Source organism: Paenochrobactrum pullorum, assembly GCF_041929845.1.
Taxonomy (GTDB): domain Bacteria; phylum Pseudomonadota; class Alphaproteobacteria; order Rhizobiales; family Rhizobiaceae; genus Paenochrobactrum; species Paenochrobactrum pullorum.
Window position 1 is genome coordinate 71,171 of sequence record NZ_JBHEEH010000003.1, and the last position, 25,026, is coordinate 96,196.

A 25,026-nucleotide genomic window follows, 5' to 3' on the forward strand; every position below is an offset into this window, starting at 1 on the left:
GTCAGCTTTTGGCAACCGGTTTTAATGAACCGGCTTTCAATCGCAACGCATTGGCTACAACCATGATTGACGAAACAGACATTGCCAAGGCGGCAATAAGTGGTGTGACATAGCCTGCCACCGCAACGGGTATAGCGATAGCATTATAAATAATCGCCAGCACAAAATTCTCCCGCACCAATTTTGCCGAAGCTTGAGCAATCGACAATGCAGCGGGAACTGCAGCAAGACTCTTGTGCAGAAAAACAAAATCAGCAGCATTGCGTCCGATATCTGCCGCGCTGGCAGGTGCCATAGATACATGGGCTGCGGCCAATGCAGGTGCATCATTCAACCCGTCCCCAACCATCAATGTATGATAGCCCTCGACTTTGAGCCCGTTCAAGCGGGAGACTTTATCGGCGGGCAACAGACCCGCAGCATAATTATCAATATGTAATTGGTTACTAACCTGCAAAACAGCTTTTTCCTGATCACCGGATAATAAAAGAACTTTTATTCCTGCTTGGTGAAGTTGCCGGATCGCCTCATCAGCAAAGGGCCGCAACTCATCTAGAAATGCAAATGATGCCGCACATTTTCCGTTACATGAAAAAACAGTGCCGCTCATTTTATCCCCTTCAATATCTGAAAGTGCCCAATCGGCTCGGCCAAGCCGGTAGGTATCTTCACCAATTCGCGCCTGCAATCCGAAACCTGCATATTCCTGAATAGACGAGAACAGGATTTTGTCTTGTAAATCGTCAAGTTTGCGCGCTATCGCTTTGGAATAAGGATGATTGGATTGGCGGGCCATTGCGGCAGCGATAGTGAGCTTATCAGCAGTTATCGGTATAACTTGCGCGACCGGTGAGCCCAATGTCAGCGTTCCTGTTTTGTCGAAAACAACTGCATTCACGGCATTCATACGTTCAATCGCCGAACCGTCTTTAACCAAAATTCCATTTTCAAACAAACGTTTGGCAGCCACAACCTGCACAATCGGTACAGCAAGACCAAGCGCGCAAGGACAGGTAATAATCAGCACCGCAATGGCAATGGTAATAGCTTGATGCCAATCACCAGTTGCAATAAGCCAACCGATAAAAGTGAGTAACGCCATAGAATGGACAACAGGTGAATAAAGTTCCGCCGCACGATCGGCAATGCGCCGATAATGGGCGCGGCCGTCTTCTGCCGCCTCCATCAAACGCAGCATTTGTGCAAGAAATGATGTTTTGGCTGTGGCCGTTGCCCTTATGATCAATGGCGCAGTTAAATTAAGCATGCCTGCTTGCACCGCCATGCCAGGCTCAACACGTCGCGGTGCAGTTTCGCCAGTTGCAATCGCGCAATCAAGTTCGGAAATACCTTCAGCAATTTCGCCGTCAACCGGCACACGATCACCGGCTGCCAGCACCAGACACATCCCGGTTTTGATTGCATCAACCGCCAAATAAGAACGGCCGCCATCTTCATTTTCAATTGTTGCGCCATTTGGCACGAGACGTACAAGCCCTTCCACGGCACTGCGGGCTTTTTCCCGCATCATATAATCCAAAGTGCGGCCGATAAGCAGAAAGAAAATCAGTGATGTGGCAGCATCAAAATAAGCATGCGGGCCGTTATGAACCGTATCGTATAAACTCAACAGATAGGCAAGAATGACACCGATAGAAATCGGCACATCCATATTTGTACGCCCGTGCCGCAATGCCGCCCATGCCGATTGGAAATAAATCCGGCCGGAATAAAGCAGACATGGCAGGGCAATAAATGCTGAAATCCAATGAAATGCATGACGGGTTGCCGGATCGGCGCCAGCCCAGACGCCAACGGAAAACATCATCACATTCATTGAGCAAAAACCGGCAACCGCTAAAGCCAGTACCAAACGTCTGAGTTCCGGATCACGATTATTTCGTTCTGCTTCGGTGAAATTAGCAGCAAAACCTATCTCTTCCAATGCAGCTACAAGATCAGGGGCTTGATCTGCATGCCAATGCACATTGACCCGTTTGGTGGATAGATTAACCCGAACACGCTCCACACCTTCAAGCTTTCGCATACCGGTTTCAATAGCACGGATACAATTGGCACAGTGGATAGCGCCGACGGACAGTTCGCTTTCAAAAATGCCGCCACTGATTTCACGGCTGGCGATCAATTGTTCTTCGACACGCGGATTTTTAATCATGGCCATGAGGGGCTGAGCACGGGTCGAACAACATGTCATCTGATGGCCTTATAGCAATGCCAGCTGGCATGCCCCAATAGCGGAAAGATGACAATCATGCCGAGAAAACCTGTGGCAAAACATAGTATAAAAAGCCCGACAACAATCGCGCCCCAAACCAACATGACCGGCAGATTATTCCATACAAGCGACATGCTGGTGCCCATAGCAGTAAAACAATCTGTTTCTTCTGCCAGCAACATCGGAACCGCAAACATACTGATGGCAAAACCAAAAGAGGCAAACAGCCCGCCAACACAAATACCGGTAACCAACAAAGCCCAGCCTTCCAATGTTGTGAAAAGCATGATCACAACACCTTCAACCCCCGGAAAAGGATTGAGCCCAAAAAAAAGCGCATAAATAATAACGGCAGAACGCATCCATAAAAGCATCAGGCCACACAAGATTACACCTGTGAACCATAGCTGTGAACCGGAAGCGGCGCGCACCATGATCATGCGCATAAAACTGACCGGTTGCCCCTCTTCCAGATCGCGGCTTTTTTGATAAAGCCCCAATGCAAATAATGGCCCGATCACCATAAAACCCGCAATGGCCGGAAACAAAATATAATCAAGATGAAACCGCAACAGCCCCCAGACAACACCCAGCGAAACCACAAACATCAACATGCCATAGGTCAAACTGCCCACCGGTTTTCGCCATAAGTCCCGCCAGCCCGCAACCAACCAGTCAAAGGCCGCCGTTAGGGGCAAATGCCGGTTATTACGCCCAACCAATGGTGGCTCTGTCATTTGCGCTTGTTCAATCATCATGATGGTTCCGCCTTTAACAAGAAGAGCGCGCGGCACGATGCGCGCCGTCGCTGCCTGACTTGGCATGAGGTACACAATCCGGTTGCGATTGAATCGCAATAAAGATCAAATGAGCATTGGCAACCACAAATAAAACCACCACAAAAAGCGCGATTAAAATTGCGGTTATGCGCCAATGATTGCGTGTTTTCACAATTGTCGTTGTCATGGTGTTTGCGAACCTAGCGACAACACATAGGCCGTCAAAAGCTTGATTTCGGCAGGACTGAAACGGCCTTCCCATGAGGGCATCTGCCCTTGGCGACCATAATACACAGATGTATAAACCGACTGAAGATCGCCCCCGTAAATCCAGTGTTTATCGCTTAAATCCGGTGCACCGACATCTGTGCTGCCTTGCCCCTCATCACCGTGACAGGCACTGCAATTATCAGCGAAGATTTTCTGCCCCGCATTGATTTTTGCAGCCTCTTGCGCACTCGTTTCAAGGCCGGATAGCGAACGCACATAGGCGACGACTTCCAGAATTTCATTGCTCTGCAAAACCTCTTCTTGTCCAAAACCCATCATTTGCGACATCCGTGTGTCTGGGTGGGCTGAATTGATGCCGACACGGATTGTTTCGGCAATTTCATCCGGCTCCCCGCCCCACAACCAGCTGGAAGTTGTAAGGGCAGGAAAGCCGGCGCCCCCGGTTCCGCCAGTACCGTGGCAGACCGAACAGTTATCCGCAAAAAGCGTGCTTCCGGTAGCTTTCACATGTGCCATCAATTCAGGATCGCCCGAGATATCGCCAATTTCTTTTTCTGCAATCTGATCCATCCATACAGCACGTGTAACAGCTGCCGCCTGAACTTTCTTTGCGACTGTATCTCGCTGATCAATGCCGAGCAGTCCTTTGGTATAGGTCACACCCAATGGCCATGCTGGCATCAGCACCCAATAAACAATGCCGAAAAGCGTCGTCACAATAAGAAAGAATTTTACCACGCGCGGAACCGGATTATCCAGCTCTTCAATACCATTCCACTCATGGCCGGTTGTTTGCTGGCCGGTCACCGGATCAAGTTTTTTAATAGCCATAACAATGCCCCGACTAAGCCTTTGGACGATCGTCTTGATCTAGAATGGCGTATTTTGCCCGCTTGAACTGCTTTTGATTGGCGGGTCGCAAGGCGTAAATCAGCACACCTATGGCCATTGCAATCAGATAAAACAGCCCCCAGCTCTTGGAAAGAGCGACTAAAAATTCATGATTAATTTCCATCGCCTAACTCCGTTCGTTCTGCTGTTTCCAGATAGGCTGCATCCGTCAATTTGCCCAAAATTTGCAAATAGGCGACAAGCGCATCCATCTCGGTCAAGCGCTCTGCATCGCCGTCAAAAACGCGGATATTGGTGTTTTCACCGTAACGCTCAACCACCCCTTCAGCGCGTGAGCTGTCAGGATGTGCCTGCCCATAAGCATCCGCTTCAGCATTGATGATCATCTCGTCGGTGTAAGGCACACCCACTGCACGTTGCGCAGCCAAATGATTGGACATGTCATCAATCCGCAGCGTATTTTTCATCAGCCACCCATAACGCGGCATGACTGATTGCGGCACCACATCGCGCGGATTGATCAAATGTGCCACGTGCCATGCATCACTGTATTTGTCTCCCAGCCGCGCCAGATCAGGGCCGGTGCGTTTGGAACCCCAAAGCATGGGATGATCATAAGAAGATTCCACTGCCAATGAATAAGGGCCATAGCGCTCCACTTCATCACGCAAAGTGCGTATCATCTGCGAATGGCAGGCATAGCAGCCTTCACGAATGTAAATATTGCGTCCTGCCAGTTCCAGCGGCGTATAGACACGCATGTCCGGCGCGTCTTCAACCGTTTCATTGATGGTAAAAAGCGGAGCAATTTCGACAAAGCCGCCGATCGATGCCACCACTATGATAGCCACCACAAAGCCGATGGCACTTCTTTCCAGCTTCCCGTGAAGTTTAGGCATTATTACTCTCCCGCCTGCGCGCAAACAGCATTGGCCGGTACATCGGCAGACAAAGTGATGTCAGCCGCGATTTGGCGCGCCATGCGGATAGTCATCCAGATGTTATAGGCACAAACCATTGCTCCGCTTAGGAAGAACAAACCACCTACCGCCCGCGCGATATAGTAAGGATGCATCGCCTCCATACTTTGGATAAAGGAATAGCTGAGCGTGCCGCTTTCATTATAGGTGCGCCACATCAGGCCTTGAATGATGCCCGAATTCCACATTGCAAAAATGTAGATAAATGTGCCTGTGAGCGCGAGCCAGAAATGTACTTCGACAAGCTTTGGCGAATACATGGTTTTGACTTTCCACATCCAAGGCACAAGCGCATAGAATGAGCCGAATGTAATCATTGCAACCCAGCCAAGCGCTCCCACATGCACATGCCCAACCGTCCAATCAGTATAATGCGACAGTGAATTGACGGGACGGATTGCCATGAACGAACCTTCAAATGTGGTCAGTCCGTAGAAGACCGCCGACACCATCATGAAGCGCAATGTTGCATCATCACGAACCTTGCCCCATGCGCCGTTTAGTGTCGCCAGCGCATTGCCCGCAGATGCCCATGAGGGAACCAGCAATACGATGGAAAATGTCATGCCGAGTGTTTGCACCCAATGCGGCAAGGCCGTGTAGTGGAGGTGATGCGAACCGGCCCACATATAAAGAAAGGTGATGCCCCAGAAACCGATAATCGACAGCCGATAGGAATAAACCGGTCGCTCTGCCCGCTTTGGCAAATAATAATACATCATGCCCAAAAAACCGGCCGTGAGGAAGAAGGCCACCGCATTGTGCCCGTACCACCACTGCGTCATCGCATCCTGAACACCGGAAAACAGCGAATAACTCTTGGCTTGCCCCCATGAAATAGGCACAGCAAGATTATTGACAATATGCAGCAAGGCGACCGCCAGAATGAACGCCATATAATACCAGTTGGCGACATAAATATGCGGCTCCTGCCGGCGGCGCAACGTTCTTAAGTAAATGCTGAAATACACAACCCAGACGATCACCAGCAGAATATCCGCATACCATTCAGGCTCGGCATATTCTTTGGATTGAGTAATACCGAGCGGATAACCGGTCACTGCAAGAATACAAAACAGGTTATAGCCAAGCAGCACGAACCAAGGGCTGATCTGATCCGGCAGACGTGCACGCGTGGTTCTTTGCAGGACATGAAAAGATGTTGCAATCAGACCATTGCCGCCAAAGCCAAAAATCACCCCTGTTGTATGTATCGGCCGCAAACGGCCAAAACTTGCCCATGCTTCATCGACAAAGGTGAGCTCCGGCCATGCCAGAAGGGCAGCCACCCAAACGCCGACAAACATACCAAGCAGCGCCCAGGCAACAGAAATCACAATCCCCGCACGTGTTGGATCGTCATAATATTGCGTGAAACTTTCCGGTGATGGCTCCGGATCGTAAAGGCCCGATAAAACTTTGAAAATCAGCCCGACACAAAAGGCCAGAATGATAAAACCATGCACGGCCAGCGGGTCATGTCTTCCGGCGACAGCAAGTGCAAGGCCGGCCAAAGCAAAAATAAGCAGTATAGCCACCGCCCATTTGCGCTGGAACACAGTAATATTCGCTATCATAAGTGCTACTCCTGCAAGCCGTCAGCTTCAGCAAGCAACAGAGCGATTTCTGCACCAATCTGCATGTCATCAACAGCACCAATCGCGTGGTGGCGAATGATGCCTTGACGATCAATCAGTACCAAACTGGGTGTTCCACGTAATTTATAAGCTGCCATCGTCTGCGGAATGGCGCTATCAGCGCATGGGCGATCGACGGCAATAGGAAAACGCAAACCATATTCATGAATGAAAGCTTCAAGAGATACAGGGCTCATGGCAGCATGATGTTCAAAAACCGTATGGACACCGATTACTTCAACATCCTGTTTTGCAAATAACTGGCTGATCTTTTGCGCCTGCGGCAGACCATGCTGAACACATCCGGGACAAAGCATTTGAAAAGCATGGAGCACCACCACTTTTCCGCGCAATGATTTCAAACTCAACGGCGTTGCGGTGTTGAACCATTGTGCAACAATGAGTTCCGGAGCGGACTGACCCTTCATGGCTATCACTTCCTTGTGCATAACAACCAAACTGGCAGGTGGTGTCTGTGATCAGACAAATCCACCGCGCCGCACAAAGCCTAGCTGAATGGGGTAACACAAAAGAGTTCCAGTTAAGGAAAGCCGTATAGGCCAGCCTAATGTATAAATAAGTTCATTAAATTAATAACTTAAGTTAAAGCTTGCCACAAAACCAAAGAGCATGACAAGCCATAATACTGTCTTTTTCAAAAACTTCACAAAGCTGCTAAAGCTATGATTCAATCGGAAACAACCGCTTCATTTTCTTTTGCAATGATGCGCATGATAGTGCGGTAAGACACATTATATTTTGAAGCTAAGGTTTGGATTTTTTCCTGTTTTGTGTGAACTGCATGGTGAATTTCCTGTGCCTGAAGGGCCGATATACGCGGCGGACGGCCAAGCTGTATACCTTTATTGCGCGCTGTCTCGAGGCCTGCGCGGGTGCGTTCACTGATAAGCGAGCGCTCAAACTCAGCCAAGGCTGCCATCATATGAAAAACTAAGCGCCCACTGGAAGAACTTGTATCAATATTCTCATTCAATGAGCAAAGTTCAACGCCACGTAATCCAAGTTCTGCGAGAAACTCAACCAACCCGATCAGTGTTCTGCCGATTCTATCCAAACGCCAGACAACCAGAACATCCCCACGTTGCAAATATGCAACAACCTTATCTAATCCTTCACGCGAGAAGGTGGCTCCAGAAATGCCCTCATCGGTAAAAATGTGATCACAATTGGCTTTTTTAAGCGCCTCAATTTGCATATCCACGCGTTGTTCGCCGGTTGAAACCCGTGCGTAACCTATTCTCATTCCCATGTTTTTCTGTATTGACCTCGACTTTATTCGTGTTCTGCACAATCCGGTGAAAACATCAACGTGCACAAGATTGCTACTAATGAACGCAAAGCCAAGGAAGGCAACCATTGGTAGCAAAATAGTGTTGACATAAATGATCCTTTACGCCGCACGACTGTATCCCCCTGATCAACTTGCGAAAATGCCGTGAATCCGGCATATATTCGACGCATTTTTGAATTATCTTAGGAATGACAAAAAGGATGGTTTTTGACCACAGCTCTTGTGGGTAAAAAAGAATTTCATAAAACTAAAATAATCCTTTTAGATCAATTAGTTCTAAAAATAATTACTAACTTCATAAGCATCCTCACGCCCCCGGCATTTTTGTCTTTGGGGGTCTGAATGTTCGATGAATTTGATACTTTTGACCATCAATATGTGCTGGAAGTGGCTTCTGCCATCGATTCAGCTCGCATGTCATTCCATATTCAAGGCATCCATTGTGCGCAAAATCGCCATGATATTCTTTATCACGAGTGTCTTGCCCGCATGGCTGCACCAAATGGCGAGCTATATAACGCCAGCGAATTTGTCCCTGCCTTGGAAGTTTTGCAGAAAACTTCTTTGCTTGATCTCCACATGATCGGAGAAGTGCTCAATCGGCTCGAAGCAGATCAAACAGCCGTTTTGGGTTGTAACATCAGTGCAGATACTGTTTCCGGCGAAAAAGAATGGCCTCTTATTCTTGATCAAATCCAAGATCGTAAGCATCTAACGCAACGCTTGGTTCTTGAGATTATCGAAACCCGCCCACTTGGGATTTTGAGTACTCTGGCAGATCGGTTAGAGGAGGCACAAAGCTTAGGTTGCCGCATCGCAATTGATGATTTTGGTGCCGGTTATCTACCCCCTATCCAGCTCTATTCACTTAACCCGGATATTATCAAAATCGATGCCGGTTTCATTTGGGCCACACGTCAAGATGATAGCTGGCTGAACAGCATCCACCATTTTGTACAATTTGCGACGTCTTTCGCACCCATAGTGGTTGCCGAAGGTATTGAAACTGAATCTGACCTGATACGCGCCGAGAAAATTGGTTTTACTCATGTCCAAGGCTGGCACCTGTCCAAGCCTGTCTCATTGCCGGCAATGAGGAACATTTGAAACATGTCAAATTCCATCGGAAAAAAGCATAAATGGTCTTTTGTCAAAAATATTCTGTCTGCTGTCTGGCATGACTTTCTCGTTCAAATAAAAACCCGCTTACCTGCTGGTAAGGACCATTTACAATTTGATGAAGCAGCAAATAAAGACTGTTACAGTGAAAATGTAGAATTACCGATATGTCCGCAATGCCTTGATGCAAAACGGCTTTTCAGTTGTGCCCGCTGGCCGGATTGCGGCTGTCCCGATGGCACCAGAGACGTGTTTTGTCAGGGGAAGACTGTACCATGCCAATGTGTGGACAAAGATCAATCTCACAGACATTCTTTTTCGTCAGAACGTCTGCATAGTTCATTGATCACCGCAAGCTATGTGGCGCCAGCGTTGTTATGGATGTCACTGGCATCATCCCGCGCGTCATCTCAGTTATCTTTCACATCATATTCAAGATCACTGCCACCAGCACGACTTAATTCCGGCGGCTGATAAGCGTTTAAACTTACTGAATATGTTTAGTATTGCTTAAATCTAACAGTAGAAAATTTAAGCAATTCAACTCGTCCCAAAGCAATATTTATTTAGTAAAAACGAATAATATTGCAAACTTTGTTTCATTTGGAGGTCATTATGAAACTTAAATCTACCCTATTATACACTGTATTTTCAGCCGTAGCTATTTCAGCTGTTTATGCTGCCGATGCGGTTGTTTATACAGAACCTGTACCCGTAGCTTTTGTTGATACATTTTCGTGGACCGGGGGATATATTGGTTTAAATGCCGGATATGCCGGCGGTAAATTCAAACACCCATTCACATCAACATCAGTACCACAAGTGAATGCACCAGAATCTCAAGTCATGGCGCTCAGAGCAGCGGGCGGTAGTATTGTAAACTCTGGTTCTGCGGACATTACGGCAAGTGGTTTTGCTGGTGGCGTGCAAGCAGGTTACAACTGGCAATTCGACAATAATTTTATTGTCGGTATTGAAGCCGACTTCCAAGGCTCAAACATGAAGGGTGAAATCAAACTTCATCAAGATGATCTGCAGGTAAAAGCCGGCACCAAAGTCAACTGGTTTGGTACAGTACGCGCCCGTCTCGGCTACACACCTGTTGAGCGTTTCATGGTTTATGCAACAGGAGGTCTGGCTTACGGCAAGGTCAAATCCTATGCTGATGCTTCGAATGGCTATGAATCAGAAAGCCTTTCAAAATCCAAAACCAAAGCAGGTTGGACAGTTGGTGCCGGTGCAGAATATGCCTTCACCAACAATTGGACACTGAAAAGCGAATATCTCTACACCGATCTTGGCAAGACCACTTTAGCCAATTTCTCGGATGATTGGGGCACGCATTTCAAACTGAAAAATGATGTCAGTTTCCATACTGTACGTGTTGGGCTGAATTATAAATTCTAATTTCAAACCTGCAGTAATAGAAGCCGCCCTGCTCCAGTCGGGCGGCTTTTTTCATCAATCAATTATCAAGCTTGTTTGACAATCATATCACGCGGCATGTCGGAGAGGACTTCAGCGCCTGTCGAGCGCATGATCACGATCTCTTCCTGACGTACGCCAAACTCTTTCGCCAGATAAATACCTGGCTCGATCGAGAACACCATGCCTTCTTCCAAAACCACATCGGACGTGCCGGTGATGTAAGGCGTTTCATGCACATCCAACCCCAAACCATGGCCGGTACGGTGCAGGAAATATTCGCCAAAACCTGCCTGTGTAATGTGATCACGCGCTGCACGATCCACTTCACAAGCTTTGACACCCGGCTTGGCGGCGGCGATTGCTTTTGCTACTGCTTCATTCACAATATCAAACACTTGCGTGAATTTCTCTGTTGGTTCACCAAAGAAACCGCTGCGGGTCATGTCGGACGGATAGCCGTTCAATCGCGCACCAATATCGATCATCACAGCATCGCCGCTTTGTAACTTGGTTGCGCCGGTATGATGGTGTGGATAAGCACCATTTTCACCAAAGCAAACGCTGACGAAAATAGGCCGTGCGCTATTAGCCTTGAAATGATCACGAATAACAGTTGCTACATCCAGCTCTGTAATGCCGAGTTTCAATGCATCATAGCCTGCCTGCATGGCAGCATCATTCAACAAGGCGCTGGCTTTGAGCAGAGCATATTCATGCTCGTCTTTATGCGCACGCAGATGGCCAACGGTGTCATTGGTAAATTTCCGCGCTGTGTGCGGAACATTGTCCAAAACCAGCAAGGCGAAATCCGCACGCATGGTTTCATCCAATGCTATCACCGGATTGGCTGGCAGTTCGCAAGCGCTAACCAGTTCGTTAAAAGCGGCAATCGGTCCATCGGCATCCGCCCAAGTGACAAATGGCAGATCGGTTTTATTGCGTGCGCTATCCGCATTCAAAACAGGCATCAAAAAGCCCGCATGTTTTTGCGAAACGAGCAGCATTACAGCGCGTTCATCGCCATGCGGATCAACGCCGCTCATATAAATCATATGCGTCGAAGGCCCGATCACCACCAGATCGGTTCCGGTTGCAAGCATTTGCTCACGCAATGCCGCAATACGCTTTTCGTTTGAAAAAGACATGTTCAAATTCCTGATCTCAAAAGTTCGAGGGCTGCAATACAGCCCTCGAAACCTTTGATTTTTAGTTTTTGGTCACAAGACGATAATAAACAAAATCAGCAATCGCGCCATTCACATAGCCGTTTACTTTGTTGTTCATCGGAACCTGATAGGCAGCCTGAAACATAACGACAATCGGCGACTCTGCCTGAACGCGTTTTTGCAGTTCAGTATAAAGCTCTTTACGCTTTTCTGCATCTGGCTCGGATAAGGCTTTGTCGGTCATGTCATTGATGTCGTTTGGAACCGCCCAAGCATTGCGCCATGCTGTGGTTGCCTGATAATTCTCGTCGGAATTATCACGGTTATAAGCAAATGCTTTGGCATTGGAATGCGGATCCATGAAGTCCGGCCCCCAATAGAGCAACACGCCATCATGGCTGCGTTCACGATATTTGGTAATGACCTGAGAACCGGTGCCCGGCAGAATGTCGAAATTGATGCCGCCTTCAGCAAAGCTTGCCTGCAAGGATTGAGCCATATCGGCAAAAGGTGCCGAATTGATCACATCAAGCTTCACATTGATCGGTGTTTTAATGCCGGCATCTTTCAGGATCTGTTTGGCTTTTTCAGGGTTGTAGCTATATGGCGTTTCGTCATATGAACCAGGGAAACCCTTTGGCCAGAATGCCTGATGCGGCACCATCTGACCTTTAAGGAAGGTATTGGACATGCCTTCATAATCAACCAGATAACGAGCGGCTTCCCAAACAGCTTTCGGCTGCAAAGCTTCTGATTTTTGGTTGAAAGCGAGGAAGTGAACGGCTGCCTGCGGGAAGCTTTCTACTTTGATATCATCGCTTTTGATACCGGCAATCTGGTCGGCGGTCATATTGCGCGCCATATCAACATCACCTGATGTCAGCAACAATTGCTGCGTCGCAGATTCCGCCACATGACGAATGACAATGGCACGCATCGCAGGTGCGCCTTTGAAATAATCAGGATTGGCGTTCAAGCGTACCATTTCACCCGGCTTATAAGCAGCAAGTGTGAAAGGGCCTGAACCTGCACTGTTGGTGTTCAACCAACCATTGCCCATATCGCCGTCTTTTTCATTGGCCATCACTGTTTTTTCATCAACAATGGAAGCCGGACGGGCAGCCAGTACGTTCAGCACAAAAGCGGATGAGAAATCGCCATCATATTTGAGCACAACCTGACCGTTATCGACTGTAATCATCTCATCGACATTTTCAGGTGTCCAGCCAAGCTGGGTGAGGATGAAAGCCGGTGTCAGATTCAGCTTGATGACGCGGGCAAGCGAAAAGACCACATCTTCCGCACGCACCGGATTGCCGGAGTTGAACTTGGCATTTTCGCGCATGGTGAAGCGGATGGTTTTTGCCGCTTCATCGGCAACCCATTCGGATGCCAGACCTGCTGCCAAAATGCTTGTGTCTTCTGCATCATATTGCACCAGACGGTCATAAAGATTGCTGACCAGTTCACCTGATGAAAACTCGTAAGCCTGTGCCGGATCGAGTGCTACAATATCATTGATATTTTGTGCCACCACCAAGGAATGATCCGGCGTTGCCGCCCATGCAGGCTGCATGAACGGCAGTGTCAAAGCGGCCGCCATCAAGGCTGCTTTATAAAATTTCATAAAAATTTCCTCCACTTCAGTTTAAGTGCTGTTGTCAGCGTGTCAGTTGTTGATATGCATCACAAAATTTTGGTCGGCACCTCCGGCACCACCACATTGTTCAAACCGGAATTATTGAAAACGGCCAGTGAGCCAACCCATAATAGGCGGGCTGGTTTATCGCTGCGATTGCCCCATGAATGAGGCGTGATACCGCGATAATGCAGGCTGTCACCTTCAACCATGGTAAATTCCTGCCCGTCGAGACACAGAATGATTGAGCCTTCCAGAATGTAAATCAGCTCGTCGCCTTCATGGCTGACAGCCTCGGCCTCATAACCGGCCGGTGCATTCAAAATGAATGACGAAAGCTGATTGCCCGGCAATTGACTGCCAAGCTTTTCATAAAGCAAAGGCGAACCGGCAATCGAAAAGCGCGGGCGGGTGGCCGCTTGGGTAAAGCCCTGCTCCAATGTCGGCTCAGAGATAAAATAATCCAGGTTCACATCCAGTGCGCGGGCAATACCGGCAAGCGCTGCCAAGGTGGGCGTTGCGAAATCCCGCTCGACCTGACTGAGATAACCAACCGACAAATTGGCGCCATCGCCCAATTGCTGCAATGTCATGCCAAGCTGCTTTCTGCGCATACGGATCAGGTGTCCGATCTGCGTTTCAAGCTCTGATGATGGGCGGCCAAGTTTTTTACTCAAATTTTTCCCTCATAAAAATTTTTTTGATTTAATCAGATTTTTCGTTATTATCCAAGTGAAATTTTGCAAAGAGCATAGTGAAGTAAAGCGCTTTTATCCGGTTTTTTCATTGAAAAACCATAGGAAACGCGCCGGAAATCAATTGTTTGAGCAAAATCAAATGACATGCCTGTGGGAGGCTCAATGATCTTTTTCTTCATGCCGCATGCGGCTGATTCTGGCGGGAGGATTAGCAATGTCTGCTGATCCCTCAGCCTCAAATAGTCTGAATTCTCTGGAAAAAGTCACAGGCAGGCTTGGCCAGACTTTCAAAGATATGAGTTATTTTTTAATCGTCATTCTGGGTACCTTTATCGGCCTTCTGGCGATCACTTTCTTCATCGGCCGTATTGTGCCGATTGATCCGGTGCTCGCAGTTGTCGGTGACCGCGCCAGCAAAGAAGTGTATGAAGCTGCACGCCAAGCCATGGGTCTCGACCGCCCGCTGATCATGCAGTTTTTCTCTTATGTCGGCGATGTTTTCAGCGGTAATCTCGGCAATTCCATTTCCACCGGACGTTCAGTTGCACAGGATTTGGCACGCGTTTTCCCCGCCACTTTAGAAATGGCCACCATCGGCATAATCATTGGTGTGGTGTTTGGCGTACCGATGGGCGTTTATGCAGCCACCCATCAAAGCGGCTGGCTGGATCAGCTGATCCGCGTTTTCGGTCTGCTCGGCTATGCTGTTCCGGCCTTCTGGCTCGGCCTTGTCGGCCTGGCATTTTTCTATGCCCATCTTGGCTGGGTTGCGGGTCCTGGTCGTCTCGATGTTTTTTATGACGGTATGATCGATCAAATCACCGGTCTTTATCTGATTGATGCCATCATCGCGCGGGATTGGGAAATTTTTGCCAATGCTTTTGCGCATCTGATTTTACCATCATTCATCTTGGGCTTTTTCAGCCTTGCCTATATTTCACGTATGACGCGCTCCTTCATGCTGGAGCAGTTGGGGCAAGAATTTGTCACAACAGCGCGCGTGAAAGGTGTGGCGGAATGGCGAGTGATCTGGCGCCATGCGTTTTATCCGATCCGCATTCAGCTCGTTACCGTCATCGGCTTGTCTTATGCGGCATTGCTTGAAGGCTCGGTTATGATTGAAACCGTCTTTTCATGGCCGGGCATCGGTAATTATCTGACGACTGCCTTGTTCAATGCAGACATGAATGCCGTTTTGGGTGCCACACTGGTGATCGGTACCGTCTTCATTCTGATCAACAAATTGTCTGATCTTCTCTATCAGTTTCTGGATCCGAGGGCGCGCCGATGAGCACATTGCACAACTGGCTTTTAGACGACTCGCCTTCTTCGCGTTTTCAGGCACGGATCGGACGTTTTTGGCGCGTTTTCACCGCTCTTTTGCGTAATCCGCTGACCGTTATCGGCCTGATTATCATTTTGGCATTGCTGCTGATTGCAGCTTTTGCACCGATGATTGCCCCTTATTCACCTACCAGCCAAAACCTCACCGCCCGCTTGATGGCTCCAAGCAGTGAACATTGGATGGGCACAGACGAGCTTGGCCGTGATATCTGGTCACGCGTGGTTTATGGTGCACGCATCACTTTGCTGATTGTCACTATGGTTGGCGTCATTGCAGCACCCCTTGGCTTGATTATCGGTGCGGTTGCCGGCTATTTCGGCGGCTGGGTAGATCGCGCCATGATGGCGATCACCGATATTTTTCTATCCATGCCCAAGCTTATTATGGCGCTGGCTTTTGTGGCAGCGCTCGGGCCCGGCATTGAAAATGCGATTATTGCCATCGCCCTCACCGCATGGCCGGTTTATGCCCGTATTGCACGCGCTGAAACCATCACGTTCAGAGATGCGGAATTTATCGCCGCCGTTCGCATTCAAGGTGCAGGTCACACCCGCATTATCTTGCGCCATGTGCTGCCGCTTTGTGCCTCATCCACAATCGTACGTGTGACGCTCGATATGGCAGGCATTATTTTGACTGCTGCCGGGCTTGGCTTTCTTGGCCTTGGTGCGCAACCACCACTGCCTGAATGGGGCGCGATGATTGCCAGCGGTCGTAATTTTATTCTCGACCAATGGTGGGTGGCAACCATGCCGGGCTTTGCGATTATTCTTGTCAGCCTTGGCTTTTGTTTACTGGGTGATGGCCTGCGTGATGTGCTTGATCCAAAACAGGGAGGCAAACAATGAGTGCTGCTGAAACAAGCCAACCTTTATTGGACATCAAAAACCTCACCGTGACATTCCCGACCGCACGCGGTCCGGTCAATGTTGTCAAAGGCATTTCCTTTCACCTTGGTCGTGAAAAGCTCGGCATTGTGGGCGAAAGTGGCTCCGGCAAATCCATGACCGGTCGTGCCATTCTCAAACTCATTCGAAGCCCGGGCAAGATTACTGCCGACCAGATGAACTTTGACGGCATTGACTTGCTGAACACATCCGAGCGGCAAATGCGTGCCTTACGCGGCAGCCGTATTTCGATGGTGATGCAGGATCCGAAATTTTCGCTCAATCCGGTGATGACCATTGGTGACCAGATTGCGGAAGCTTTGCAAACGCATGAGAAAATCTCGCGCAAAGAGTTAAATGCCCGCGTCATTGCGATGCTGGAAGCTGTGCGGATCAACAATCCGGCGCATGTCGCCAAGCTTTATCCGCATGAAGTATCCGGTGGCATGGGGCAGCGCGTGATGATTGCGATGATGCTGATCCCGAAGCCGGATTTGCTGATTGCGGATGAGCCGACCTCAGCACTCGACGTTTCCGTGCAGGCGCAAGTGCTTGATATTATGGATGCACTCGTTTCAGACAATGGCATGGGGCTTTTACTTATCAGCCATGATCTTAATCTGGTAGCCCGCTATTGTGACCGGATCATTGTGATGAATAGCGGTGAAATTGTTGAGGAATGTCTGGCGAAAGATCTGCATCAGGCCAAACATCCATATACGCAGGGTCTTCTTGCCGCCATGCCGAAAATTGATGAGGATCGCGACGAGCTACCCGTGCTTGACCGCAGCCTCTGGAGCGCAGGAGCACGTACATGAGTGGTGCGGCCATTGAACTGAAAGACCTGTGTATTTCTTACGGCAGAACGCAGGTTGTGCATGATGTAAATGTATCGGTGGCTCATGGCGAAAGCTTTGCCCTTGTGGGTGAAAGTGGCTCCGGCAAATCGACCATTTTGAAAGCCATCATGGGTCTGGCGCCTGATTGGAGCGGTGAAATCTCCATTCTGGGCAAATCACGCCTCCATGGCGCCGACAAGCAGGCAGCACTGCAATGCCAAATGGTGTTTCAAGACCCTTATGCATCGCTGCACCCGCGCAAAACCATTGATGATTGCTTGGCCGAAGGCATGTCCATTCATGGTTTAAGCGGGCGCGACCAAAAGGTTAAAGACATGCTTGATGCAGTGGGGCTCGATCAACGCTTCCGCTTCCGTTATCCGCACCAATTATCCGGTGGTCAGCGTCAGCGCGTTGCCATTGCCCGTGCTTTGATGCTGGAGCCTAAAGTGCTGCTGTTGGATGAGCCAACTTCTGCCTTGGATGTTTCCGTTCAGGCAGAAATTTTGAACCTTTTGAAACGCTTACGCAAAGAGCGCAACCTCACATATTTGATGGTCACCCACAATTTGCCGGTTGTTTCATTTTTGTGCGACCGGATGGCCATCATGCGCCACGGTCGTGTGCTGGAAATTGCCGATGTCACCCAGCTGAAACAAGGACGTTTCAACAATGACTACGCGCAAGAATTATATGTCGCCAGTGGCGGCAACCAATAGGGAAGAAAAAGACATGACCCGTTTTCAAGCAGAATTGACTGCATTTGATAAAGCATTGGCAAAAGCCACCCAGCCGGAACAGCCATTTGAGGCACTTTGGCGTTTGACCGATGCAGTCATTGGTGCAAAACTGTTTACGCTGATGGAAGCCGATATGAAAATCGAGCGTTCGGGACGTATTTTCACCTCGCACCCGGAAGAGTATCCGGTCTCCGGCAGCAAACCGATTACCTATAATGCCTGGTTTGATGTCGTGCATAAAGAGCGTCGTACATTTGTCGCCAACAACCTCGTCGATATCGACAAGGTTTTTCCTGATGCAGTGCTGATCGGCAAGCTCGGCTGTGCGTCGGTCATCAATCTGCCGATTGTGTTAAATGACACCCTTGTTGGTACCGTCAACATTCTGAACGGTGAAAACCACCACACGGAAGAACGTGTGGAACTGGCCAATACTGTATTGTCTATTCCGGCTAAAGCGGCATGGCTTGCCAGCCGCTATATCAAAAACCAGCAGGCATAATTTGGAATAAAATATGCCTCGGAATGCTGAATTCATTTCGAGGCATATAAGTAAATTATCTTATATTTTATAAAAAGAGCCTTCGTCGTTTGCGCATTTATTCTTTCGGCATTTTGATCGACATATCGAGATAATCATTGCTGTAAGCCGTTTTGATATCAAACGGCTTTTCCAGATCGAAATATTTCTCGACCATTTCATAGTCGTTTTTCATCCGCTCGTCATCAAAAACGCCAAGACCAACTTCCGTCGTGGTTTTATCACGCATTAGCTCCTGAATGCGGTTCCATTGATCTTCCTGATTGCTCTTATCCAAGCCGGAAACCTGACTAAGCAAAGCCTCAATGCAAGGGTCTTTATCCTTCACGCAAGTTTCAAAAGCTTTTTGGGTCACTTGCATGAACTTACGGACAGTTTCAGGGTTTTTGTTCAGATAATCCGCATTGACAATAATGGAATTGCCATAAGGGTTGATACCGATATCACGCCAGGCCAAAAAGCCCAGATCATCACCAAATTCACGCACTTTCATGTCGTGTTCGTTATAAAAATCACTGGTGATATCAATGGCACCGCTTTTGAGTGACGCAACTTTTGCCTGCGGAGAAATATTGACGAATTTCACTGAAGCCGGATCAATTTTTACCGCTTCTGCAAACATCGGCCACATCACACGAGAAGCATCCGCTGGCGGATTACCAATTGAATGGCCGGGAAAATCTTCAGGCCCTTTGATGCCTTTGCTTTTCAGCCAATAAAAACCTTGCGGCGAGTTGGTGTAAACCGTCATCAAGGCCACACTATCTGCTCCCTGCCCTTTGGCCAGCAGCACTGTCGGCATATCGGCAATGCCGAATTGTGAGAAACCGGCACCGACTTTTTGTGCAGCCGCACCAGAACCGCGACCGCTCTCGATATTAACGGTCAGTCCTTCTTTTTCATATAAACCCGCCTGTTTGGCATAAAAATAGGGCATATGATCTGCGGTCGGCACCCAGTTTAAAACAATATTGATGTTTTCAGCTGAAGCAACGGCTGGCACCATGATACATGAGGCCAAAAATCCTGCAATCAATTTATTGAACGTTTTCATGGATATGCCTCCCAACATGTTCCGTTATATTTGTTCAAGTCATCACTTATTTTGAAGCCTTGTCAGAAATGAAAAGCATGCTTGATCTATCGTGACGCCGCGTTCATATCTGGTAAAATATTTGCACAGATGTTAAAAGAACGCAATAACCAAACAACTGGTTGGTTGATTAAAGGATATATTTTTGACAGCGCCAAAAAAACAAGAAACCGTACAGAAGCGTGATCCTGTTGCGACATCAAAAGCATTGCTTCAGGCAGCCATGACAGAATTTACCCAATATGGCTTTGAGGGTGGCCGTGTTGATCGTATTGCCCAAATGGCAGGTTGCAACAAGCAGCTTGTTTATCACTATTTCGGCAGCAAGGCTGATCTTTATAAACTGACGTTGGAAGAAGTTTATCGCGAAATTCGTGAAAGCGAGATGCAGCTTCATCTGGAAGATTTACCACCCGAAGAAGCAATGGCACGTCTGGTGGGCTTTTCTTTTGACTATCTGGCCGAGCATCCGGAATTCATTGCGCTTCTCAATGATGAAAACCGCATGGGCGCATCCCATCTCAAAACCTCCGACAATATTGCTGAAATGCACTCGCCGCTTGTGAAAATGATTGACCAAACATTGGCCAGAGGCATTGAGGCCGGATTGTTCAATCAGAAATTCGAGCCGGTTAATCTCTATCTTTCGATTGCTGGTCTCTCGTTTTTTTACTTCTCCAATCACAAAACGCTCTCGGTTATTTTCAAACGCGATATGACCTCGAAAGAAAGCATTGATGCCAGACGTCAGCATGTTATTGACCTGATCCTGAATGCGCTGCGGCCGTAAAAGTAAACCTCACAAATAATCAACCAACTGGTTGGTTGACATTTTCCTGAAAGCGCGGTTTACTTCAAATCAGGAGTTCAGGGGAGTGATAAATGGCCGAAGCGATCGATTCCGGCAGTGAGCAAAAAGAATTGCTCCGTTTAAAGCGCCGAGAGGTGAATAAAAATCGCGCGATTGCGATTGCAGTTCATGTGGCGGCGCTATTGTTATGGGAGTTTGGCGTTCGTTGGTTTGAGGTTGCGCGCTATATTCTGCCCGCCCCAAGCGACGTGATCGCAACCATTACATCTGCAAAATATGACTGGTTCAACAATAGCTGGGTTACGGCAAGCGAAATTCTGGGCGGCTATCTGCTGGCTATTGTTTTAGGCATTGTAACAGCCTTGCTGTTTTCATGGTCAAAATGGCTGACAACACTTGCTTTTCCATTGCTGATTACGCTCAACATGATCCCGAAAGTGGCACTTGGGCCTTTGGTGATTGTCTGGTTCAGCTATGGTATCAGCACCAATATTCTGATCACATTCTCGCTTTGCTATTTTCCGATTTTGCTGACCACAATCAGGGGTTTGCGCGAGATCGAACCCGATCTGCTTGATCTGGTCAATTCATTGCGCGGCACCAAATGGCAGCAATTTATCTACATTCAATTGCCGGGTGCCATGCCTTTCATTTTCTCCGGCATGAAAGTTGCAACCATTCTTGCTGTTGCGGGCGCTGTGGTGGGTGAATTCATCGCTTCCGACCGCGGTCTGGCCTATCTGATGATACAGGTACAAGCCTCCCTTGATACGCCGGCAATGTTCATGGCCGTCACCCTTATCACGCTTATCGGCATGCTGCTTTATCTCGCAGTGCTGCTTCTTGAGCATATGATCGTTCCACAAGATGCGAGAAAATCATGACACAGACTTCATCACAAAACGGCATCAAAGTGCTGGATCTCAGCAATCATCCTGCTGGTTTTACCTCCACAGACGAACTTGAAGCTTTCTTGTCGCTGCCGTCCCAAGCTTTGATTGATGATATGCGTAAACTGGACGGCGATATCATGATCCTCGGTGCATCCGGTAAAATGGGGCCATCACTTGCGCGTCTTGCCAAAAATGCAGCACCTGAAAAACGCATTGTGGCAGTTGCACGCTATAGTGACCCTGCTGCGCGTGAACAATTGGAAATGCACGGCATTGAAACCATTGCCTGCGATATGCTGGATCGCGAAGCTTTGGCTAAACTGCCGAAGATTAAAAACATCATCTTTATGGCAGGTCGCAAGTTTGGTTCCAGCGGTGAGCAGGCTGCCACTTGGGCAACCAACACGCTGATGCCGGCTTTGATCGCGGAAATCTTCCACCAGTCGCGCATTGTCGCCTTTTCGACCGGTTGTGTTTATGAATTTGTGGCCACCGACAGCATGGGCAGCAATGAAAATTCACCGCTCAACCCTCCGGGCGAATATGCACAATCCTGCATCGGTCGTGAGCGTTTGCTGGAACATTTTTCGCAAACCCATCAAACACCCGGCATTCTCTATCGCCTCAACTATGCAATTGATCTGCGTTATGGTGTTCTGCATGACGTCGCAGTTAAAGTCCGCGATGGCCTGCCGGTCGATGTCACCATGGGACATGCCAATGTGATCTGGCAGGGCGATGCCAACGCTATTGCATTGCGCTGCCTGTTACATGCAACCGTGCCGACATCCCCGATTAATGTGACCGGCCCTGAAACAATTTCTGTGCGCTGGCTTGCCAATGAATTTGCCCGCATGATGGGCAAAGAAGCCATTATCACGGGTGAAGAAGCCGATAAAGTGTGGCTCTCCAATGCGACACTTTCCAATCGTCTGTTTGGCTATCCCATCATTTCGCTCGGCCAAATGATGCAGTGGACATCCGATTGGGTGATGGCGCAGATGCCCTCGCATAACAAGCCGACGCATTTTGAGGCACGCGATGGCACCTACTGAGGCTTTCAATATTGTTCAACTGTCTGAAAAAGACATGGCTCAAGCCTGTTTGCTTTCCAGTCAAGCAGGCTGGAACCAAACCGAACAAGATTGGGAACTGTTTTTCAGGCACGGATTGGTTTTTGGCGTATTTGCAACGCCGGAACAACTGGCAGCCAGTGCAGCGATCATGCCTTATGGCGATGATATTGCATGGATTAGCATGGTTCTCACGAAAGCTGAATGGCGCGGACAAGGTTTTGGCACAAGTTTGCTCAAACATTGTTTGCAATGGATAGAAGCTCAAAACCGCACAGCCTTTTTGGATGCGACACCGGCAGGTGAACCGATCTACCGCGCACTCGGATTTGTGCCTTGTTGCAAAATCACACGCTGGCAGGGTTCTGGCAAAACTCTGGCGTTCGCAACACCAGCAAAAGGCTATGCCGATGCGGCTATTGACAAAGCGAACAGTGCTTTTGGCGCGAACAGACATTTCCTGCTGGACAATTTCAACAAGCGCTATCCGGTGGCAATATCTTCGGATGCATCAACAGTATGTTTTGTCAGAGATGGTCGCCTAGCGTGGCAGATAGGGCCGGTTATTGGTTGCAATGAAGTCAAAGCCTTGCAGAGCATCGAAATCCTGATCGAACAATTACCAGGCGCTGTCTTCATTGATCTGCTGGATGATTTTGCAAATCTTGCCCAAGGTCTGGTGCAGCTCGGATTTACCAAACAGAGGCCATTTTTGCGGATGCAAAAAGGCTTGCATCAATTTCAACAAACACAATACCAGACACTAGCCATTGCAGGGCCGGAATTTGGATAGAGCGTCCGATTATAACCAGATTAAAGGGGCGCAAGGAGTTCAGGAAAATGGGATTACATTACACACAACTGCCTGAAAATGTTCTCGATATCATTCGCCGTGGCGCGGTTATTCCGGCGCATCCGCTGGCATTGGATGAGAAACGCAATTTTGACCGCAAACGTCAGCGCGCTTTGACACGCTATTATGTTGATGCCGGTGTCGGTGGTCTGGCGGTAGGCGTACATACCACCCAATTTGCCATTCGCGACAACGGTTTATACGAGCCGGTGCTCAAAGCTGCCATTGAAGACAGTCGCGCATGGACAGATCGTCCGCTTGCTATGATTGCAGGCGTTGCCGGCCAAACCGCACAAGCACTCAATGAAGCAAAAATCGCCAAAGAGCTTGGCTATCACGCCGTTCTCATCAGTATGGGCGCATTAAAAGGTCAAACAAGTGCAGAGCTGATCCAGCATTGCAAAACCATTGCAGAAGAAATTCCTGTCATTGGGTTTTATATGCAAACCTCCGTTGGCGGCATTATTCTGGACGAAGATTTCTGGTGCGAATTTGCGCGAATCGACAATGCGATTGCGATTAAAGTAGCACCCTTCCATCGTTATCGCACACTGGATGTTTTGCGCGGTATTGTCAAAGCCAAGGCCGAAAACAAGATCACTTTATATACCGGCAATGATGACCATATTGTTGCCGACCTCACATTGCCTTTCACCTTTGCGCGCGGTGATGAAGCGGTGACGCTTCGTTTCAAAGGCGGTCTGCTCGGTCACTGGTCGGTCTGGACAAAACGCGCCGTTGAATTGCTGGATCGCATTCATCAGGAAATTGCCGATAATAAACCGGTTTCGCAATCCCTGCTTGCACTTGATGCAAAAGTTACCGATTGTAATGCAGCCTTTTTTGATGTCGCCAATAATTTTCATGGCTGCATAGCCGGATGCCACGAGGTTTTACGCCGCCAAGGTTTGCTTGAAGGCATCTGGTGCCTTGATGAGAATGAAGGGCTTTCCCAAGGGCAGGCTGAAGAAATATCACGCGTTTATCAGGCGCATCCGGATTTGCATGATGATGAATTTGTAGCGCAAAATCGTGAAAGGTGGCTCGCATGACAAATCTGGCAATACAACACAATATCAATGCCGCTCAGCCTTTGATCCGCCTGCAAAATGTACGCAAAACCTATCATACCGGCAATAAAGAATCCGTTGCTGTCTCGGATGTAACGCTTGAAATCAATGAAGGCGATCTGTTGTCGGTGGTCGGGCCTTCCGGTTGCGGCAAAACCACGGTGCTCAAAATTCTGGCAGGCCTTCATAAAGCCAGCGGCGGCAGCGTTATCATCGGCGACGGCAGCAAAACCGATTTTGACGGCACAGATATCGGCATGGTCTTTCAACAGCCTTTGCTGCTGAAATGGCGCACTATTTCTGAAAATGTCATTTTGCCAGCACAGATTTTAGGCTTGCCAAAAAAAGCTGCCAAAGAGCGTGCCAAAGACCTTTTACACATGGTTGGCCTTAGCCATGCACTGGATAAATATCCTTATGAATTGTCGGGCGGGATGCAGCAGCGCGCCGCCATTGCCCGTTCACTTATCCATGATCCAAAGCTTGTTTTAATGGATGAGCCTTTTGGTGCACTGGACGCAATCACCCGCGAAAAGATGAACCTTGAAATGCTGCGCATCTGGCAAGAGAGCAAGAAAACTTTTGTCTTTGTAACGCATGGCATTCAGGAGGCTATTTTCTTAGGCTCGCATTGTGCGGTTTTAACTGCCGGCCCTGCCCGTATGGCGGATTACTTTAAGATTGATCTGCCATCCCCGCGCACATTGGAAGTCAAATTGACCGAACCTTTCGGAAATTATGTGCAACGTGTTTATAGACAACTCGGCATGCATTGATGACATCGTAAATTGAGGGCTGATCCTG

At 48.6% G+C, this 25,026-nt stretch carries 27 protein-coding genes; 14 read left to right on the forward strand and 13 right to left on the reverse strand.

The features are described 5' to 3' along the window. Position 1: 1 nt before the first annotated feature. From JNC77_RS08025 to JNC77_RS08060, 8 genes are all read right to left on the reverse strand, one after another. On the reverse strand, positions 2–2,182 hold the full coding sequence (locus tag JNC77_RS08025; protein WP_374831261.1) for a cation-translocating P-type ATPase: 2,181 nt from the start codon (positions 2,180–2,182) through the stop codon (positions 2–4). 29 nt (positions 2,183–2,211) lie between these two features. Continuing rightward, a complete protein-coding gene (locus JNC77_RS08030) occupies positions 2,212–2,994 on the reverse strand; it encodes a DUF2189 domain-containing protein (RefSeq protein WP_374831505.1) in 783 nt (260 codons plus the stop codon). A 204-nt stretch (positions 2,995–3,198) separates the two neighbouring features. Continuing rightward, entirely contained in the window at positions 3,199–4,077 is an 879-nt protein-coding gene (gene ccoP / locus JNC77_RS08035) for a cytochrome-c oxidase, cbb3-type subunit III (protein WP_374831263.1), read from the reverse strand. Between the two features lie 13 nt (positions 4,078–4,090). Next, complete coding sequence (locus JNC77_RS08040; RefSeq protein WP_374831265.1) at positions 4,091–4,261, reverse strand: cbb3-type cytochrome c oxidase subunit 3; 171 nt, start codon at positions 4,259–4,261, stop codon at positions 4,091–4,093. After that, positions 4,251–4,997 (reverse strand): cytochrome-c oxidase, cbb3-type subunit II, encoded by a 747-nt coding sequence (gene ccoO, locus JNC77_RS08045; protein WP_374831267.1) that lies wholly within the window; start codon positions 4,995–4,997, stop codon positions 4,251–4,253. The genes JNC77_RS08040 and ccoO overlap by 11 nt, the downstream gene beginning before the upstream one ends. 2 nt (positions 4,998–4,999) lie before the next feature. Then, the gene (gene ccoN / locus JNC77_RS08050) at positions 5,000–6,655 is read right to left on the reverse strand and encodes a cytochrome-c oxidase, cbb3-type subunit I (RefSeq protein WP_374831269.1); all 1,656 of its coding nucleotides are present in this window, start codon (positions 6,653–6,655) and stop codon (positions 5,000–5,002) included. A 5-nt stretch (positions 6,656–6,660) separates the two neighbouring features. Then, positions 6,661–7,143: a redoxin domain-containing protein gene (locus JNC77_RS08055; protein WP_374831271.1), complete on the reverse strand. Its 483-nt coding sequence runs from the start codon at positions 7,141–7,143 to the stop codon at positions 6,661–6,663. A gap of 260 nt (positions 7,144–7,403) precedes the next feature. Next, positions 7,404–7,979 carry a recombinase family protein gene (locus JNC77_RS08060; protein ID WP_374831273.1) on the reverse strand — a complete coding sequence of 192 codons (576 nt, stop codon included), beginning with the start codon at positions 7,977–7,979 and terminating at the stop codon, positions 7,404–7,406. 390 nt (positions 7,980–8,369) lie between these two features. Between JNC77_RS08060 and JNC77_RS08065 the strand changes: the two genes are divergently transcribed. From JNC77_RS08065 to JNC77_RS08075, 3 genes are all read left to right on the forward strand, one after another. Continuing rightward, positions 8,370–9,134, forward strand: coding sequence for an EAL domain-containing protein (locus tag JNC77_RS08065; protein WP_374831275.1), 765 nt, complete (start codon positions 8,370–8,372; stop codon positions 9,132–9,134). 3 nt (positions 9,135–9,137) lie between these two features. Further along, positions 9,138–9,620, forward strand: coding sequence for a hypothetical protein (locus JNC77_RS08070; protein ID WP_374831277.1), 483 nt, complete (start codon positions 9,138–9,140; stop codon positions 9,618–9,620). Positions 9,621–9,761: 141 nt separating this feature from the next. Beyond that, the gene (locus JNC77_RS08075; RefSeq protein ID WP_374831279.1) at positions 9,762–10,553 is read left to right on the forward strand and encodes an outer membrane protein; all 792 of its coding nucleotides are present in this window, start codon (positions 9,762–9,764) and stop codon (positions 10,551–10,553) included. Positions 10,554–10,618: 65 nt separating this feature from the next. Here the strand turns inward: JNC77_RS08075 and JNC77_RS08080 are convergent, their stop codons facing one another. From JNC77_RS08080 to JNC77_RS08095, 4 genes are all read right to left on the reverse strand, one after another. Then, positions 10,619–11,719 (reverse strand): M24 family metallopeptidase, encoded by a 1,101-nt coding sequence (locus JNC77_RS08080; protein WP_374831281.1) that lies wholly within the window; start codon positions 11,717–11,719, stop codon positions 10,619–10,621. Between the two features lie 61 nt (positions 11,720–11,780). Continuing rightward, a complete protein-coding gene (locus tag JNC77_RS08085; RefSeq protein WP_374831283.1) occupies positions 11,781–13,367 on the reverse strand; it encodes an ABC transporter substrate-binding protein in 1,587 nt (528 codons plus the stop codon). A gap of 59 nt (positions 13,368–13,426) precedes the next feature. After that, the gene (locus JNC77_RS08090; RefSeq protein WP_374831285.1) at positions 13,427–14,056 is read right to left on the reverse strand and encodes a helix-turn-helix domain-containing protein; all 630 of its coding nucleotides are present in this window, start codon (positions 14,054–14,056) and stop codon (positions 13,427–13,429) included. Between the two features lie 47 nt (positions 14,057–14,103). Then, positions 14,104–14,256 (reverse strand): hypothetical protein, encoded by a 153-nt coding sequence (locus tag JNC77_RS08095; protein WP_374831287.1) that lies wholly within the window; start codon positions 14,254–14,256, stop codon positions 14,104–14,106. 116 nt (positions 14,257–14,372) lie between these two features. Between JNC77_RS08095 and JNC77_RS08100 the strand changes: the two genes are divergently transcribed. The 5 genes from JNC77_RS08100 to JNC77_RS08120 are packed head-to-tail and all read left to right on the forward strand — an operon-like array spanning position 14,373 to position 18,390. Beyond that, on the forward strand, positions 14,373–15,368 hold the full coding sequence (locus JNC77_RS08100; protein ID WP_374831507.1) for an ABC transporter permease: 996 nt from the start codon (positions 14,373–14,375) through the stop codon (positions 15,366–15,368). Further along, positions 15,365–16,270, forward strand: a complete 906-nt coding sequence (locus JNC77_RS08105) for an ABC transporter permease (protein WP_374831289.1) — start codon at positions 15,365–15,367, stop codon at positions 16,268–16,270. Before JNC77_RS08100 ends, JNC77_RS08105 begins: the two co-directional genes overlap by 4 nt. Continuing rightward, positions 16,267–17,127 carry an ABC transporter ATP-binding protein gene (locus JNC77_RS08110; RefSeq protein ID WP_374831291.1) on the forward strand — a complete coding sequence of 287 codons (861 nt, stop codon included), beginning with the start codon at positions 16,267–16,269 and terminating at the stop codon, positions 17,125–17,127. Before JNC77_RS08105 ends, JNC77_RS08110 begins: the two co-directional genes overlap by 4 nt. Next, positions 17,124–17,867: an ABC transporter ATP-binding protein gene (locus JNC77_RS08115; protein ID WP_374831293.1), complete on the forward strand. Its 744-nt coding sequence runs from the start codon at positions 17,124–17,126 to the stop codon at positions 17,865–17,867. Before JNC77_RS08110 ends, JNC77_RS08115 begins: the two co-directional genes overlap by 4 nt. Beyond that, positions 17,821–18,390 carry a GAF domain-containing protein gene (locus JNC77_RS08120; protein ID WP_374831295.1) on the forward strand — a complete coding sequence of 190 codons (570 nt, stop codon included), beginning with the start codon at positions 17,821–17,823 and terminating at the stop codon, positions 18,388–18,390. The genes JNC77_RS08115 and JNC77_RS08120 overlap by 47 nt, the downstream gene beginning before the upstream one ends. A gap of 97 nt (positions 18,391–18,487) precedes the next feature. On the opposite strand, the gene JNC77_RS08125 is transcribed toward JNC77_RS08120, so the two are convergent. After that, positions 18,488–19,483 carry an ABC transporter substrate-binding protein gene (locus JNC77_RS08125; RefSeq protein WP_374831297.1) on the reverse strand — a complete coding sequence of 332 codons (996 nt, stop codon included), beginning with the start codon at positions 19,481–19,483 and terminating at the stop codon, positions 18,488–18,490. Between the two features lie 184 nt (positions 19,484–19,667). Between JNC77_RS08125 and JNC77_RS08130 the strand changes: the two genes are divergently transcribed. The 6 genes from JNC77_RS08130 (at position 19,668) to JNC77_RS08155 (ending at position 24,998) form a co-directional block, all read left to right on the forward strand. Next, positions 19,668–20,312 carry a TetR/AcrR family transcriptional regulator gene (locus JNC77_RS08130; RefSeq protein WP_374831299.1) on the forward strand — a complete coding sequence of 215 codons (645 nt, stop codon included), beginning with the start codon at positions 19,668–19,670 and terminating at the stop codon, positions 20,310–20,312. A gap of 92 nt (positions 20,313–20,404) precedes the next feature. After that, a complete protein-coding gene (locus JNC77_RS08135) occupies positions 20,405–21,217 on the forward strand; it encodes an ABC transporter permease (RefSeq protein WP_374831301.1) in 813 nt (270 codons plus the stop codon). After that, the gene (locus tag JNC77_RS08140) at positions 21,214–22,281 is read left to right on the forward strand and encodes an NAD-dependent epimerase/dehydratase family protein (protein WP_374831304.1); all 1,068 of its coding nucleotides are present in this window, start codon (positions 21,214–21,216) and stop codon (positions 22,279–22,281) included. The genes JNC77_RS08135 and JNC77_RS08140 overlap by 4 nt, the downstream gene beginning before the upstream one ends. Then, on the forward strand, positions 22,268–23,092 hold the full coding sequence (locus tag JNC77_RS08145) for a GNAT family N-acetyltransferase (RefSeq protein WP_374831306.1): 825 nt from the start codon (positions 22,268–22,270) through the stop codon (positions 23,090–23,092). The genes JNC77_RS08140 and JNC77_RS08145 overlap by 14 nt, the downstream gene beginning before the upstream one ends. Before the next feature lie 47 nt (positions 23,093–23,139). Beyond that, positions 23,140–24,204 (forward strand): dihydrodipicolinate synthase family protein, encoded by a 1,065-nt coding sequence (locus JNC77_RS08150; RefSeq protein WP_374831308.1) that lies wholly within the window; start codon positions 23,140–23,142, stop codon positions 24,202–24,204. Then, complete coding sequence (locus tag JNC77_RS08155) at positions 24,201–24,998, forward strand: ABC transporter ATP-binding protein (protein WP_374831310.1); 798 nt, start codon at positions 24,201–24,203, stop codon at positions 24,996–24,998. The genes JNC77_RS08150 and JNC77_RS08155 overlap by 4 nt, the downstream gene beginning before the upstream one ends. Positions 24,999–25,026 lie beyond the last annotated feature (28 nt).

Bases quoted from the DNA above. Each gene is read 5' to 3' on its own strand.
- JNC77_RS08025 (WP_374831261.1), bottom strand. From the start codon at position 2,182: ATGGCCATGATTAAAAATCCGCGTGTCGAAGAACAATTGATCGCCAGC.
- JNC77_RS08030 (WP_374831505.1), bottom strand. From the start codon at position 2,994: ATGATGATTGAACAAGCGCAAATGACAGAGCCACCATTGGTTGGGCGT.
- ccoP (WP_374831263.1), bottom strand. From the start codon at position 4,077: ATGGCTATTAAAAAACTTGATCCGGTGACCGGCCAGCAAACAACCGGC.
- JNC77_RS08040 (WP_374831265.1), bottom strand. From the start codon at position 4,261: ATGGAAATTAATCATGAATTTTTAGTCGCTCTTTCCAAGAGCTGGGGG.
- ccoO (WP_374831267.1), bottom strand. From the start codon at position 4,997: ATGCCTAAACTTCACGGGAAGCTGGAAAGAAGTGCCATCGGCTTTGTG.
- ccoN (WP_374831269.1), bottom strand. From the start codon at position 6,655: ATGATAGCGAATATTACTGTGTTCCAGCGCAAATGGGCGGTGGCTATA.
- JNC77_RS08055 (WP_374831271.1), bottom strand. From the start codon at position 7,143: ATGAAGGGTCAGTCCGCTCCGGAACTCATTGTTGCACAATGGTTCAAC.
- JNC77_RS08060 (WP_374831273.1), bottom strand. From the start codon at position 7,979: ATGAGAATAGGTTACGCACGGGTTTCAACCGGCGAACAACGCGTGGAT.
- JNC77_RS08065 (WP_374831275.1), top strand. From the start codon at position 8,370: ATGTTCGATGAATTTGATACTTTTGACCATCAATATGTGCTGGAAGTG.
- JNC77_RS08070 (WP_374831277.1), top strand. From the start codon at position 9,138: ATGTCAAATTCCATCGGAAAAAAGCATAAATGGTCTTTTGTCAAAAAT.
- JNC77_RS08075 (WP_374831279.1), top strand. From the start codon at position 9,762: ATGAAACTTAAATCTACCCTATTATACACTGTATTTTCAGCCGTAGCT.
- JNC77_RS08080 (WP_374831281.1), bottom strand. From the start codon at position 11,719: ATGTCTTTTTCAAACGAAAAGCGTATTGCGGCATTGCGTGAGCAAATG.
- JNC77_RS08085 (WP_374831283.1), bottom strand. From the start codon at position 13,367: ATGAAATTTTATAAAGCAGCCTTGATGGCGGCCGCTTTGACACTGCCG.
- JNC77_RS08095 (WP_374831287.1), bottom strand. From the start codon at position 14,256: ATGAAGAAAAAGATCATTGAGCCTCCCACAGGCATGTCATTTGATTTT.
- JNC77_RS08100 (WP_374831507.1), top strand. From the start codon at position 14,373: ATGAGTTATTTTTTAATCGTCATTCTGGGTACCTTTATCGGCCTTCTG.
- JNC77_RS08105 (WP_374831289.1), top strand. From the start codon at position 15,365: ATGAGCACATTGCACAACTGGCTTTTAGACGACTCGCCTTCTTCGCGT.
- JNC77_RS08110 (WP_374831291.1), top strand. From the start codon at position 16,267: ATGAGTGCTGCTGAAACAAGCCAACCTTTATTGGACATCAAAAACCTC.
- JNC77_RS08115 (WP_374831293.1), top strand. From the start codon at position 17,124: ATGAGTGGTGCGGCCATTGAACTGAAAGACCTGTGTATTTCTTACGGC.
- JNC77_RS08120 (WP_374831295.1), top strand. From the start codon at position 17,821: ATGACTACGCGCAAGAATTATATGTCGCCAGTGGCGGCAACCAATAGG.
- JNC77_RS08125 (WP_374831297.1), bottom strand. From the start codon at position 19,483: ATGAAAACGTTCAATAAATTGATTGCAGGATTTTTGGCCTCATGTATC.
- JNC77_RS08135 (WP_374831301.1), top strand. From the start codon at position 20,405: ATGGCCGAAGCGATCGATTCCGGCAGTGAGCAAAAAGAATTGCTCCGT.
- JNC77_RS08140 (WP_374831304.1), top strand. From the start codon at position 21,214: ATGACACAGACTTCATCACAAAACGGCATCAAAGTGCTGGATCTCAGC.
- JNC77_RS08145 (WP_374831306.1), top strand. From the start codon at position 22,268: ATGGCACCTACTGAGGCTTTCAATATTGTTCAACTGTCTGAAAAAGAC.
- JNC77_RS08150 (WP_374831308.1), top strand. From the start codon at position 23,140: ATGGGATTACATTACACACAACTGCCTGAAAATGTTCTCGATATCATT.
- JNC77_RS08155 (WP_374831310.1), top strand. From the start codon at position 24,201: ATGACAAATCTGGCAATACAACACAATATCAATGCCGCTCAGCCTTTG.